This is a genomic window from Brucella cytisi (assembly GCF_038433355.1).
Lineage (GTDB): Bacteria > Pseudomonadota > Alphaproteobacteria > Rhizobiales > Rhizobiaceae > Brucella > Brucella cytisi.
Window position 1 is genome coordinate 297,726 of sequence record NZ_JBCAUP010000004.1, and the last position, 13,213, is coordinate 310,938.

Below are 13,213 nucleotides of genomic sequence, written 5' to 3' on the forward strand. Positions count from 1 at the left end.
GTATTTCCTCCATCGCGGCATGCAACATGCCACACTCCTCTTTCCCGATTGATAGGAGCAAGCTTGCCGAAGCGCAATCGGAAAAGCATGCGCATGCGAACAGTCTATTCACGTGCAAATAAACCGTTCTTGACAGCCGCAAATTCCTGTCGATATTACTATGATGTCAGACCAATTTAAGAACCAATAAGGGAATCGGCTCTGACCTGATTGCGCGTAGAGACTCTGGGCTGATCTCTGAGCCAATCTGTTAAATGGAGGTAGAATGAAAGATCGCAGGCTGCTGCAGATAGCTCCATTACCGCCGATGGATCGCGCCCGACAGGTAACGGATGCGCTCGCCAACTACATCGCGACAGCGCAGCTTCAGGCCGGAGATCGCCTTCCCGCCGAACGCGAATTGATGACCGCGCTGGCCGTGGGGCGCTCCACCATTCGCGAAGCAATCCGGCACTTTCAGGCTCTGGGTGTGATCGAAGCCCGCAAAGGCAGCGGCACCTATCTGCTCAAGCCGATTTCGGCGGCAACCATTCATATGCCTCTCTCATTCGACCCCGCGCAATTGCGCGATGCATTGCTGCAATCGCTTGAAGTGCGCCGTGGCATCGAAGCCGAGGCCAGCATGGTCGCCGCGCGCAAACGCACGGCGGAAGACCTCGTCATCATCGAACGCAATCTCAATGAGATGGAACGCGTTCACATCTCGGAAGGCACGTCGGGCCCCGAAGATCTGGCGTTTCACCTCGCCATTTACGACGCGACCCATAATCCGCTTTTCAGACAATTGCTCGAACAGATGCGTGAAGCCTTCTTGCACTTCTGGGATCATCCGTTCGAGCGGATCGACTTCGCGCGGCGGACCTTTCCGTTCCACCGCACGCTTTTTAACGCCATCGTGGCTCAGGACCCTGAAGCCGCACGGCAGGAAACACTCAAGATCCTCGGCATTGTCGAGGAAGACATCAAGGAAATGTCCAAATGACCGACGGGATGGATCCGCTGGATTTTGCAGCACTTACGGTTGCTCATGATGAAAGCAATGCCTACGACGCCGTGGTTCCACCCATCGTGCAGACCTCGCTTTTCACCTTCCCAAGCTATGACGACATGGTCGCCTCTTATCGCGGCGAAAAGGTTCGCCCAATCTACACGCGCGGCCTCAATCCGACCGTGCGGGCATTTGAAGAAATGCTGGCAAAACTCGAAGGCGGCGAAGACGCGCTGGGCTTTGCCAGCGGCATGGCTGCGATCTCTTCAAGTGTGCTGGCCTTCGTCAATCCCGGTGATCGCATTGTTGCGGTACGTCATGTCTACCCGGATGCATTCCGCCTGTTTGGCACCATTGTGAAGCGTATGCAGGTGCAGGTCGATTATGTCGACGGACGTGACGAGGAAGCGGTTGCAAAAGCCCTGCCCGGTGCAAAGCTCTTCTATATGGAAAGCCCGACGAGCTGGGTCATGGAAGCCCATGATGTCGGCGTCTTGGCAACGATTGCCAAACAGCATGGCGTGTTGAGCATCATCGACAACAGCTGGGCCAGCCCGATCTTCCAGCGCCCGCTGGCGCTTGGCGTTGACCTCGTCGTGCATTCAGCATCGAAATATCTTGGTGGCCATAGCGATGTCGTGGCCGGTGTCGTGACGGGCTCGAAAGAGCTGATCAATGCAATCCGCGCAGAAACCTATCCATATCTCGGCGGCAAGCTTTCACCGTTTGATGCGTGGCTTCTGGTGCGCGGTATGCGCACCTTGCCGACGCGCATGAAGGCGCATGAGGCTTCGGCACTGGAAATTGCGAAGCGTCTTCAGGCGCTGGATGTGGTTGAAACCGTCTGCCACCCGGCACTCGCCAATCGTCTGCCTGCGGGGCTCAAGGGCACGTCCGGCCTGTTCTCGGTCATCTTTCGGGAAGGCGTGAACATTCGCGAATTCTGCAATCATCTCGATCTGTTCAAGCTCGGCGTGAGCTGGGGCGGACATGAAAGCCTGATCGTGCCGGGCGAAGTCGTGCTGCAGCAGAAAGCACAGCCAAATTCGGCACATACGTTCGGCATCGACCCGCGCTCCGTGCGCCTGCATGTCGGACTGGAAGGAACGGAAGCGCTGTGGCGGGATATTGAAGGAGCGCTCGCAGCATCGACCGAATAACGAATATCTAGTGAGGAGCAATAAGGGGAACTGTAATGAAAAAACTAATAGCAGCCGCATTCGCAACCATGCTTTTAAGCGGTACGGCGCTTGCCGATACCAATCTGAAGCTTGTTGAAGTCATTACCAGCCCGGAGCGCACCAAGACGCTTGAATCCATCGTTGCCAAGTTTGAGGCAGCCAATCCGGGCACCAAGGTCGAAATCATTTCGCTGCCATGGGGTGAATCCTTCCAGAAATTCGCGACCATGGTTTCGGCAGGTGAAATTCCTGACGTCATGGAAATGCCGGACACATGGGTGTCGCTCTATGCCAATAATGGCATGCTGGAAAACCTCGAGCCATATCTCGAAAAGTGGGAAACCACGCCAGACCTGACCGAGCGCGCGCTTGAGCTTGGCCGCAGCGTCAACAACACAGCCTATACGCTGCCTTACGGCTTCTATCTGAACGCCATGTTCTACAACAAGAAGCTGCTGTCTGAGGCTGGTGTGTCCGAGCCGCCAAAGACGATGGACGAATTTGTCGAAGCCTCCAAAAAGATCGCAGCCCTTCCCGGCAAGTCCGGCTTCTGTATGCGTGGTGGCCCCGGTGGCCTCAATGGCTGGGTGATTTTTGCCGCATCCATGGCCGGTGACAATAAGTTCTTCAACGAAGACGGCACCTCGACCATGAACAGCGAAGGCTGGAAAAAGGGCATCACCTGGATGGTCGATCTCTACAAGAACGGCCTTGCACCGAAGGACAGCGTTAACTGGGGCTTCAACGAAACCGTCGCCGGTTTCTATAGCGGCACCTGCGCCTTCCTCAACCAAGACCCGGATGCACTGATCGCCATTGCCGAACGCATGAAGCCGGAAGATTTCGGCGTCACCATCATGCCAAAGGGCCCGGACGGCAAGACCTTCCCGACCATCGGTTTTGCCGGCTGGTCGATGATGAGCGCCAGCAAGAACAAGGACCTCTCCTGGAAGCTGATCTCGATGCTTGAAGGTCCGGAAGGCAATATTGAATGGAACAAGCGCACCGGTGCATTGCCGGTTCTCAAATCTGCTCAGAACGATCCGTTCTATAGCGGCGAGCAGTTCAAGGGCTGGTTCGATGAACTGGCTGACAAGAACGTCGTTCCGACCGTCATGCCGACCTATCTGGAAGAATTTGCCTTCTTCAAGGATTCGCTCGTCATCAAGACCTCGCAGGAAGCGCTTCTCGGTGACATTACGCCGGATCAGCTGGCCGACCAGTGGGCTGAATATCTGACCAAGGCACAACAGAAGCACCTTTCAAAGCAATAGCACCATGAACAGCTTGCGGGCGTGGAACAACCGCGCCTGCGAAGCGAATGATGCAGCCCCGCGAAGGGAAAAATGATGAATGACACCGCTTCCATAAAGGCCCCGGTGCGCAACGACGTGCCAAGGCAGGACCGCCGCAGCTTTCTGCAGCGACTTGCGCACGCCTCCGAACCTTATCTCTACAGTGCCCCCGCACTGATCCTTATCGGCGCCATCATGCTGGTTCCGCTGGTCCTCGGCGTCTCCTATGCCTTTCGCGACATTCAGTTGCTTAACCCGTTTTCGGGTGGCTATGTAGGGCTTGATCATTTCCGCGAACTTGCGACGGATCAGGCTTTCTATCGTTCCTTGAAGAACACACTCTGGTGGACTGGCTGTTCGGTGCTGCTGCAATTCGTGTTCGGGCTTATTCTTGCCCTGCTGCTCGACAAACCATTTGCCGGACGCGGCATTGCGCAGGCATTGATCTTCCTGCCATGGGCTGTGCCGACTTTCCTCACCGGCCTTAACTGGGCATGGCTGTTTAATCCGGTGATCGGCCCGCTGCCACACTGGCTACATGCAATCGGCATTCTGAGCGCACCAGACAACATCCTGTCCGACCCTAATCTGGCCATGTGGGGTATCATTACCGCCGGTGTGTGGTGGGGTATTCCGTTCTTTGCCATCACCATGCTGGCCGCCTTGCAGGCTATCCCGCGCGATCTTTATGAAGCAGCAGCGATCGATGGCGCTGGCCCCGTGCAGCGTTTTCTCTCGATCACGCTTCCTTACCTTGCGCCAACCATGGCTATCACCATTTTGCTGCGCACCGTCTGGATCGCCAACAGTGCCGATCTGATTGTCGTGATGACCGGTGGCGGCCCTGCCGACCGGACACAGATCGTCGCCAGCTACATCTTCACGCAGGCCTTCAAACGGCTCGATTTCGGCTACGCCTCGGCTATTGCGATGGTCCTGCTTGTCCTGCTGATGGTCTATTCAATGCTCATCGTGCTGTTGCGCCAGACGCTGCTGAGCAAGGACTGAGGCCATGACCAACCGTAAACTCCTCCTTGTCGGCGCGCATCGCATTGCCATTCTGCTGTTTGTTCTGTTCGCGCTGTTTCCGATCTTCTGGCTGGTGAAGGTTTCCGTCACGCCCAATGATTTGCTTTACAGCGAAGGCGTGCGGCTCTGGCCATCACGCATGACGTTCGATCACTTCAGCCATGTGTTGAATAACAGCTCATTTCCGCTGTTCTTCCGCAACAGCCTGATCGTGTCCGGCTCAACCGCTATCATCGTTACGCTACTGGCATCGCTGTCCGGCTATGCGCTTTCACGGTTCAACTTCCGTGCCAAATACTGGATTGTAGCGCTGATGCTGCTGACGCAGATGTTTCCGCTCGTGATGCTGATCGCGCCGATCTACAAGATCATGGCGCCGCTCGGTCTCACCAACAGCCTGATCGGCCTCATCATCGTCTATTCGGCATTCAATGTGCCTTTTGCAACCTTCCTGATGCAATCGTTCTTCGACGGCATTCCGAAGGATCTCGAAGAAGCCGCCAAGATCGACGGTGCAACGCAGTTCATGGCTTTCCGCCAGATCATCCTGCCGCTAACCCTGCCCGGTATTGCAGCAACGCTCGGCTTTGTTTTCACCGCAGCGTGGAGCGAGCTTCTGTTCGCGCTGATGCTGATTTCCGGCAATGATTCAGCCACGTTCCCGGTCGGGCTTTTGAGCTTCGTCTCAAAGTTCTCGGTCGATTTCGGACAGATGATGGCAGCGGGCGTGCTCGCGCTAATCCCGGCCTGTCTCTTCTTCTTCCTCATTCAACGATATCTCGTGCAGGGCCTCACGGCTGGCGCGGTCAAAGGCTGAAAGGATTTTTCCCTATGGCTTCCATCGATATTCAGTCAGTCCGCAAAAGCTATGGCGAACATGCTGTTCTGCACGGCGTTGACCTTGAGATCAAAGATGGCGAATTCATCGTGCTGGTCGGCCCGTCAGGCTGTGGCAAATCCACATTGCTGCGCATGATTGCAGGCCTTGAAGACATCACCGCCGGTCAGGTGCAGATCAGTGGCAAGCGCGTCAATGAACTGGCACCTAAAGACCGCGATATTGCGATGGTGTTTCAGTCCTATGCGCTCTACCCGCATATGAGTGTTGCCGACAATATGAGCTACAGTATGCGGCTGCGTAAAACGCCGAAAGAAAAGATCGCAAGCGCCATCAAATCGACCGCCGCCAAACTTGGCCTTGAGCCTTTGCTGGAACGACGCCCGAAAGCGCTTTCCGGTGGTCAGCGTCAGCGTGTTGCCATGGGGCGCGCCATTGTGCGTCAGCCCAAGGCCTTCCTCTTTGACGAACCGCTTTCCAACCTCGATGCACGCCTGCGCGAGCAGATGCGTGCCGAAATCAAGAAACTGCATGGCGAGCTGAACGCCACATCCATCTATGTGACACATGACCAGATCGAAGCCATGACTTTGGCCGATCGTATCGTCGCCATGCATGGCGGTGTGGTGCAGCAGGTCGGCTCTCCACTTGAGCTTTATGACCACCCGGCCAATCTCTTCGTGGCAGGTTTCATCGGCTCACCCGCCATGAACTTCCTCGATGTGACCTATCTTGAACAGGATAGTGGCCCGCGTCTGAAACTCAAGGACGGCACGCTCATCGCATTGCCGCAGCCCGTAAAACTCAAGGATGGCGCGAACGCCACACTCGGCGTTCGTCCCGAGCATGTGCATATCGAGAATTCAGCAGGTCTGACGGCTGGTGTCGATCTGGTCGAGCCGACTGGCTTCGGCATTATTCTGCATCTCAGCCTGCATGGATTGCCGTTCAAGATTTTCACGCTGGATCGCGATGCGCTTCATGCGCAGGGTTCCATTCAGGTGAGCTTCCCGGCACAGCATCTCCATCTGTTCGATCGCGAAGGAAATCGCGTCGAGAGTGCTTAAACTGCATCCGAAAACCGCGCCTGAATGCTCTGCGAAAGCAGGGCAACGGGACGGCTTTGATCGCCAGCTTTGATCCAGATCAGTTCTTCAATCTCGCTGGAAGCGGCAGGCACCTGCCCTTCCTTCAGCGTGAGATGAAACAACTTGGCTTCAACCGTGGCGTCGAGCTCGTTAGCTGCAGGCGCTGACATTTTCGCAGCATAGCTTAACTGGCTCTCGGCAATGCGAATGCCGAGTTCCTCCTCGATTTCGCGGATAAGGGCTGTTTCAGGCTGCTCGCCCGCATCAATCTTGCCGCCTGGCTGGAAGAAAATCTCGCTGCCGCGCTTGCGCACGAGGAGGAAACGGCCCGCTTCATCACGGACAATGGCTGCTGCAATAAGAATCGTTTTCATGATGACGAATTTTCGTTTCGTGGGCGGATTCCGTCAAGAATAATGGCACTCACCGCTTTGGCCGTCTCATCATAAAAACCGGCCTCCTCCGACCGCCTGCCGAGAACGGCCCCGACCTGCACGGAAAAATCCGAATAGTGCTGCGTTACCGCCCATATGGTGAAAATCAGATGATAAGGATCGACCGGAGCCAAGCGTTTTTCAGCAATCCATCGATGAATGACTGCCGCTTTTTCATCGACCAGTTGCTTCAGGTGCCCTTTGAGAAAGTCAGAAATCGCCGGAGCGCCATGCAGTATCTCATTGGCGAAAAGGCGCGAAGCCTCCGGTTTCTTCGCCGACATTTCAAGCTTCACAGCAATGTAGCGCCGCAATTCTTCCAGCGGATCACCGTCCGGATTAATGTGTTCGAAAGGCTCCAGCCAGGTGGCAAGCGTATCTTCCAGCACGGTCACATAAATATTCTGCTTGCGCGGGAAATAATAAAGCAGGTTTGGCTTCGACATGCCTGCCTTCTCGGCGATCTGGTCGACCGTCGAACCGCGAAAGCCATAGGCGGAAAAAACCTCCAGCGCTGCATCGAGGATAAGCCTGCGATTTATACCCTGAATGCGCGTCGCGCCTTCCGACTTGTCGTTCGACATCTTCTCGTTTTCAACCGTGTCGGTTCGTGAGTCTGAAGGAGCTGTGGCCATTTGACACCTTTCAGCAGTGTAGAATTTTTCAAAAGCGCTTGACCATATTCAAACGCTCTTCTAGCCTGCAATTTGACCAACTAGTCAAGTTTTTGGCCGCAAGGCAAGAATATTGTGGCCAAAGAGCCGGGTCGTGGGAACATATATTGGCGGGTGGATACGGGCTAGAAGTATAATGGCCCGAATTTAAACGCACATACATAATGCGGAGGCAGAGCGCATGGTGCTCACCAGCAATCTTAGAGTCAATGGCGATCGTCTTTGGGACAGTCTGATGGACATGGCCCAGATCGGCCCGGGTGTGCGCGGTGGCAATAACCGCCAGACCTTGACCGATGAGGACGGCGAAGGCCGCAAACTGTTTCAGAGCTGGTGCGAAAAATCCGGACTTTCCATGGGCGTAGACACGATGGGGAATATGTTCTTCTTCCGCCCCGGCGAAGATACGGATGCCGATCCGGTCTATATGGGCAGCCATCTCGACACGCAGCCGACGGGCGGTAAATTCGATGGCGTGCTGGGCGTGCTCGGCGGCCTCGAAGTCATGCGCACGCTCAACGATATGAATATCAAGACAAAGCGGCCAATCGTCGTCGTCAACTGGACGAATGAGGAAGGCACACGATTTGCCCCGGCGATGCTCTCATCCGGTGTTTTTGCTGGTGTCCACAAGCAGGACTGGGCCTATCAGCGCACCGACGCCAAAGGCAAGAAATTCGGAGACGAACTGGAGCGCATCGGCTGGAAAGGCGATGAACCGGTCGGGCAGCGCAAAATCCATGCGATGTTCGAGCTTCATATCGAACAGGGACCAATCCTTGAAGTTGAGCACAAGGATATCGGTGTTGTCACGCACGGTCAGGGGCTGTGGTGGCTGCAGGTGACCTTAACCGGCAAGGAGGCGCATACCGGCTCTACGCCTATGAAGATGCGAAAGAATGCGAGCCTTGGCCTCGGCAAGATGCTGCAGCTCGTCAACGAAATCGCCATGTCCCACCAGCCGGATGCAGTTGGCGGCGTCGGCCATATCGACGTTTCACCCAATTCACGCAATGTGCTTCCGGGTCAGATCGTTTTCACCGTGGATTTCCGTTCGCCCAACCAGGATGTGCTGGATGACATGAAAACGCGGTTTGAAAAGGAAGCGCCGAAGATTGCCGCAGAACTGGACATCGGCATCGAGATTGAAGTGGCCGGACATTTCGACCCGGTGACCTTTGATGATGGTTGTGTGGTGGCGATCCGCAATGCAGCAGAGCGGCTAGGCTACAGCCATCGCAACATCGTTTCCGGCGCAGGCCACGATGCCTGCTGGGTCAATCGCGTCGCACCAACGGCCATGGTCATGTGCCCATGCGTGGACGGGCTCAGCCATAATGAAGACGAGGATATTTCGAAGGAATGGGCGTCGGCGGGAACCGACGTGCTTCTGCATGCGGTATTGGAGACTGCTGAAATTGTAAGCTGATTTCACAACCATCCACTACTGCTACTGTTCGCAACAAAACCAAAAAGGGGAACGACGAACAATGGCAAAGGTCATCAAAGGCGGAACCGTCATCACGGCTGACCGCACCTTTAAAGCCGATGTTCTCATCGAAGGCGAAAAGATCGTTGCTGTCGGCGACAATCTCTCCGGCGATGAAGTCATAGATGCATCCGGCTGTTATATCATGCCGGGTGGTATCGACCCGCACACCCATCTGCAAATGCCCTTCATGGGGACCTATTCTTCCGACGATTTCGATACTGGAACGGCGGCTGCCCTTTCCGGCGGGACGACGATGGTGGTCGATTTCGTGCTGCCCGATTCTGAGGGCAATCTGCTCGACGCGCTTCAGGAGTGGTTCCAGAAGGCTGGCAAGGCGCGCACCGATTATTCGTTCCACATGGCGATTACCGGCTGGAACGAGCGCACGTTCAACGAAATGGCCGAAGTGGTGAAGCGCGGCATCAACACCTTCAAACACTTCATGGCCTATAAGGGCGCGTTGATGGTGAATGATGACGAGATGTTCGCATCGTTCCAGCGTTGTGCTGAACTGGGCGCCATGCCGCTCGTCCATGCTGAAAACGGCGATATCGTTGCGCAGTTACAAGCCAAGCTGATGGCCGAAGGCAATGACGGACCGGAAGCCCATGCCTATTCACGTCCGCCGGAAGTGGAGGGTGAAGCAACCAATCGCGCGATCATGATTGCCGATCAGGCAGGCGTTCCGCTCTATGTCGTGCATGTTTCCTGCGAACAGAGCCATGAAGCGATCCGCCGCGCCCGGCAAAAGGGTATGCGCGTGTTCGGCGAGCCGCTGATCCAGCATCTGACGCTGGACGAAAGCGAATATCATAACAAGGATTGGGATTATGCGGCACGCCGGGTGATGTCGCCGCCATTCCGTGACAAGGTCAATCAGGATAGTCTCTGGGCCGGCCTTGCGGCCGGAAGCCTGCAATGCGTTGCAACCGACCATTGCGCATTCACTACTGAACAGAAGCGTTACGGCATCGGCAATTTCACCAAGATTCCGAATGGAACGGGTGGTCTGGAAGAACGTATGCCTGTGTTGTGGTCGCGCGGCGTGCGCACTGGTCGCCTGACGCCAAATGAATTTGTTGCTGTCACCTCGACAAACATTGCCAAGATCTTGAACATCTATCCGCAGAAAGGCGCAGTGCTGCCGGGTGCTGACGCTGATCTTGTCATCTGGGATCCGGAGGCAATCAAGAAGGTTTCTGCACAAACACAGCTTTCCTCGATTGATTACAACGTGTTTGAAGGTTTTGAGCTCAAGGGCCTGCCGAGGACGACGCTTTCACGCGGACGTATCGCTTTCGACAAGGGACACGTCACGGCAGAGCCAGGTGACGGGCGCTTCGTCGAGCGCGAGCCGAACGGTGCCGTCAATCGGGCGCTGTCACAATGGAAGGAAATCGTTGCGCCGCGCAAGGTGGAACGCAGCGCCGAACATATGCCGATAGGGGTCTGAGACATGGCCATCGTCCAGCTTCGGGAACCACGCATGAACTTGAATGACAGCATGGCCCCGGAGAGGGGCGAGGCAAATGCGCAGACAGTGATCGACATCAAAGACTTGTCGCTCGTCTTCGAGACGAATGACGGACCTGTCCATGCGCTGTCCAATATTGATCTTGCCGTCAAGCGCGGCGAGTTCGTTTCCTTCATCGGACCTTCGGGATGCGGCAAGACTACGCTGATGCGTGTGGTGGCCGACCTGGAGGAACCGACATCAGGTTCTGTCACGGTCAACGGCAAAACACCGGAGCAAGCCCGTCTCGACCGGTCCTATGGTTACGTATTTCAGGCGGCCGCTCTGTTTCCGTGGCGCACCATCGAAGACAATATCAGCCTGCCGCTGGAGATTATGAGGTTCTCCAAGGCAGAACGGCGCGAGCGGATCGAAAAGAACCTCGCGCTCGTCAATCTCTCAGGCTTTGACAAAAAATATCCCTGGCAGCTTTCCGGTGGCATGCAACAGCGCGCATCGATAGCCCGCGCATTATCATTCGATCCTGATATGCTGCTGATGGACGAGCCCTTCGGCGCTCTGGACGAAATCGTGCGCGATCACCTCAACGAACAGCTTCTCAAGCTTTGGGCAGCAACCCGCAAAACAGTGATTTTCGTCACACACTCCATCCCGGAAGCGGTGTTTCTCTCAACCAAGATCGTTGTCATGAGCCCGCGCCCAGGCCGCATTCATGAAATCATCGATTGCGATCTTGGCCGGGACAGACCACTTGAAATCAGGGAGTCCGAAGCGTTCCTGAAAATTGCCCACCGCGTCCGTGAGGGTTTGCGTTTGGGGCACATCCATGAATAAGGACGCTTTTCAACGGCATCGTGCTGGAGATCGGCCATGAAAGGCTTTCTGCACGACAGATTTATCCCCGTGGCGACTATACTCGCAGTCATTATTGCGCTTTGGTACGGCCTGGCGGCGGTGCTCAACGCCCCGTTTGAGCGTGATCAGGCGACACGCGCAGGGACAGAAATCACTTTCTCGACGCTTGTTGCCAATACGATGCATCAGGACCGTCCGGTCCTGCCCGCACCGCATCAAGTAGCTGAAGAAATCTGGAAAACCGTCTTTGGGGTCAAACCGAGTTCCAAGCGCAGCCTGATCTATCACGGATGGGTCACATTATCGTCTACCCTGCTCGGTTTTGTGCTTGGGTCGGCGCTGGGGGTTCTTCTTGCAGTCGGAATCGTTCATTCCCGCACACTCGACAAGAGCCTGATGCCATGGATCATCACCTCACAAACGATCCCGATCCTTGCCATCGCGCCGATGATTATCGTGGTCCTGAATGCCATTGGCATATCGGGCTTGCTGCCCAAGGCTATCATCTCGACCTATCTCTCTTTCTTCCCGGTTGCGGTCGGTATGGTGAAAGGGCTGAGATCGCCTGATGTGATGCATCTCGACCTCATGCGCACCTATAATGCATCAAGATCGCAGGTGTTCTGGAAACTGCGCTGGCCTGCGGCCATGCCATTCCTGTTCACATCGATGCAGATCGCCGTCGCGATCAGCCTTGTGGGGGCTATCGTCGGTGAATTGCCAACCGGTGCAGTTGCCGGTCTTGGTGCCCGGTTTCTTGCAGGCTCGTACTATGGCCAGACCGTGCAGATATGGGCAGCACTTGTTGCCGCTGCTCTGATGGCTGCTGTGCTGGTTGCGCTGATTGGCGTCGCGGCACAGCTTGTGAACCGACGCATGGGTGTAAAGCCGGAAAGAGCAGCCACATGATGACAGGCATCCTATCCGTCATAGCGCTAATAGCTGTTTCATGGCTGGTTGTGGGCTGGGTCGCAAGTCTCAAGACCCGTAACCCTTTGGGCCAAAAGCTTCTGGATATCGCAGTGCCAGCGCTCTTTGGCATCGCAATGTTATTGCTCTGGGAAGTAACCGTCCGGCTTTTCGCTATTCCTCAGGTTCTCCTTCCAGCACCATCAGCAATCTGGGCACGCATAACGGCGTCCGTACCAATTCTCTGGGCGGATTTCCGACAGACCTTTCTGAAGGCCGTCATCATCGGCTATGTGGCGGGATGCGGCCTCGGTTTCATAACCGCCATCATCGCCGACCGGATTCCATTCCTGCGTAAAGGCCTGTTGCCGCTCGGCAATCTGGCTGCAGCACTTCCAATCGTGGGCGTCGCACCGATCATGGTGATGTGGTTTGGCTTCGACTGGCAATCGAAAGCAGCGGTCGTCATCATCATGACCTTCTTCCCTATGCTGGTGAACACGGTCGCGGGCCTTGCCAGTACCGGGGCAATGGAACGGGACATGATGGAAACCTACGGCTCAAGTTACTGGCAGACATTGTTCAAGCTGCGTCTTCCAGCAGCCATGCCGTTCATATTCAACGCTCTCAAGATCAATTCCACCCTCGCACTTATCGGAGCGATCGTGGCGGAGTTTTTTGGCACGCCGATTGTCGGCATGGGGTTCCGCATCTCTGCGGAAATCGGGCGCATGAATGTGGATATGGTCTGGGCTGAAATCTTTGTAGCTGCTCTTGCGGGATCGCTCTCTTATGGGCTGATCGCGCTGATCGAGCGCAGAATGACTTTCTGGCACCCTTCATACAGGAGGGCATAAGCCTGAATAATTGGCATCTGCAAAAATAAGGCAGACCAAAGCGCATTCCGAAAAGTGGGAACCGGTTTTCGGGCAAAATGCGCGCAATAAAAAAGAACC

General features: G+C 55.6%; 13 protein-coding genes. 11 read left to right on the top strand and 2 right to left on the bottom strand.

The window, feature by feature from the left end; translation table 11 throughout:
* Positions 1-265: 265 nt before the first annotated feature.
* The 6 genes from AAE521_RS05990 (at position 266) to AAE521_RS06015 (ending at position 6,398) form a co-directional block, all read left to right on the top strand.
* Positions 266-982: a FadR/GntR family transcriptional regulator gene (locus AAE521_RS05990; protein ID WP_342060728.1), complete on the top strand. Its 717-nt coding sequence runs from the start codon at positions 266-268 to the stop codon at positions 980-982.
* Positions 979-2,148: a PLP-dependent transferase gene (locus AAE521_RS05995; protein WP_342060729.1), complete on the top strand. Its 1,170-nt coding sequence runs from the start codon at positions 979-981 to the stop codon at positions 2,146-2,148. The genes AAE521_RS05990 and AAE521_RS05995 overlap by 4 nt, the downstream gene beginning before the upstream one ends.
* A 35-nt stretch (positions 2,149-2,183) precedes the next feature.
* Positions 2,184-3,443, top strand: coding sequence for an ABC transporter substrate-binding protein (locus tag AAE521_RS06000; protein WP_342060730.1), 1,260 nt, complete (start codon positions 2,184-2,186; stop codon positions 3,441-3,443).
* Between the two features lie 75 nt (positions 3,444-3,518).
* Complete coding sequence (locus AAE521_RS06005; RefSeq protein WP_342060764.1) at positions 3,519-4,472, top strand: carbohydrate ABC transporter permease; 954 nt, start codon at positions 3,519-3,521, stop codon at positions 4,470-4,472.
* A 4-nt stretch (positions 4,473-4,476) separates the two neighbouring features.
* Positions 4,477-5,310, top strand: a complete 834-nt coding sequence (locus AAE521_RS06010) for a carbohydrate ABC transporter permease (RefSeq protein WP_010658175.1) — start codon at positions 4,477-4,479, stop codon at positions 5,308-5,310.
* A 14-nt stretch (positions 5,311-5,324) separates the two neighbouring features.
* Positions 5,325-6,398: an ABC transporter ATP-binding protein gene (locus AAE521_RS06015; protein WP_342060731.1), complete on the top strand. Its 1,074-nt coding sequence runs from the start codon at positions 5,325-5,327 to the stop codon at positions 6,396-6,398.
* Here the strand turns inward: AAE521_RS06015 and AAE521_RS06020 are convergent.
* Positions 6,395-6,793, bottom strand: a complete 399-nt coding sequence (locus AAE521_RS06020) for an NUDIX hydrolase (RefSeq protein ID WP_342060732.1) — start codon at positions 6,791-6,793, stop codon at positions 6,395-6,397. The genes AAE521_RS06015 and AAE521_RS06020 overlap by 4 nt on opposite strands.
* Positions 6,790-7,488: an HTH-type transcriptional regulator RutR gene (rutR, locus tag AAE521_RS06025; protein WP_012090679.1), complete on the bottom strand. Its 699-nt coding sequence runs from the start codon at positions 7,486-7,488 to the stop codon at positions 6,790-6,792. The genes AAE521_RS06020 and rutR overlap by 4 nt, the downstream gene beginning before the upstream one ends.
* Before the next feature lie 220 nt (positions 7,489-7,708).
* Between rutR and AAE521_RS06030 the strand changes: the two genes are divergently transcribed.
* The 5 genes from AAE521_RS06030 to AAE521_RS06050 all read left to right on the top strand — a co-directional run bounded on the left by AAE521_RS06030 (position 7,709) and on the right by AAE521_RS06050 (position 13,114).
* Positions 7,709-8,956: a Zn-dependent hydrolase gene (locus AAE521_RS06030; RefSeq protein ID WP_071631920.1), complete on the top strand. Its 1,248-nt coding sequence runs from the start codon at positions 7,709-7,711 to the stop codon at positions 8,954-8,956.
* Positions 8,957-9,017: 61 nt separating this feature from the next.
* Positions 9,018-10,472 carry a dihydropyrimidinase gene (gene hydA, locus AAE521_RS06035; RefSeq protein ID WP_071631919.1) on the top strand — a complete coding sequence of 485 codons (1,455 nt, stop codon included), beginning with the start codon at positions 9,018-9,020 and terminating at the stop codon, positions 10,470-10,472.
* A gap of 51 nt (positions 10,473-10,523) precedes the next feature.
* The gene (locus AAE521_RS06040) at positions 10,524-11,327 is read left to right on the top strand and encodes an ABC transporter ATP-binding protein (RefSeq protein ID WP_071632012.1); all 804 of its coding nucleotides are present in this window, start codon (positions 10,524-10,526) and stop codon (positions 11,325-11,327) included.
* 36 nt (positions 11,328-11,363) lie between these two features.
* Positions 11,364-12,257: an ABC transporter permease gene (locus AAE521_RS06045; RefSeq protein WP_342060733.1), complete on the top strand. Its 894-nt coding sequence runs from the start codon at positions 11,364-11,366 to the stop codon at positions 12,255-12,257.
* Positions 12,254-13,114: an ABC transporter permease gene (locus AAE521_RS06050; RefSeq protein WP_010658167.1), complete on the top strand. Its 861-nt coding sequence runs from the start codon at positions 12,254-12,256 to the stop codon at positions 13,112-13,114. Before AAE521_RS06045 ends, AAE521_RS06050 begins: the two co-directional genes overlap by 4 nt.
* The last annotated feature ends 99 nt before the right edge of the window (positions 13,115-13,213 follow it).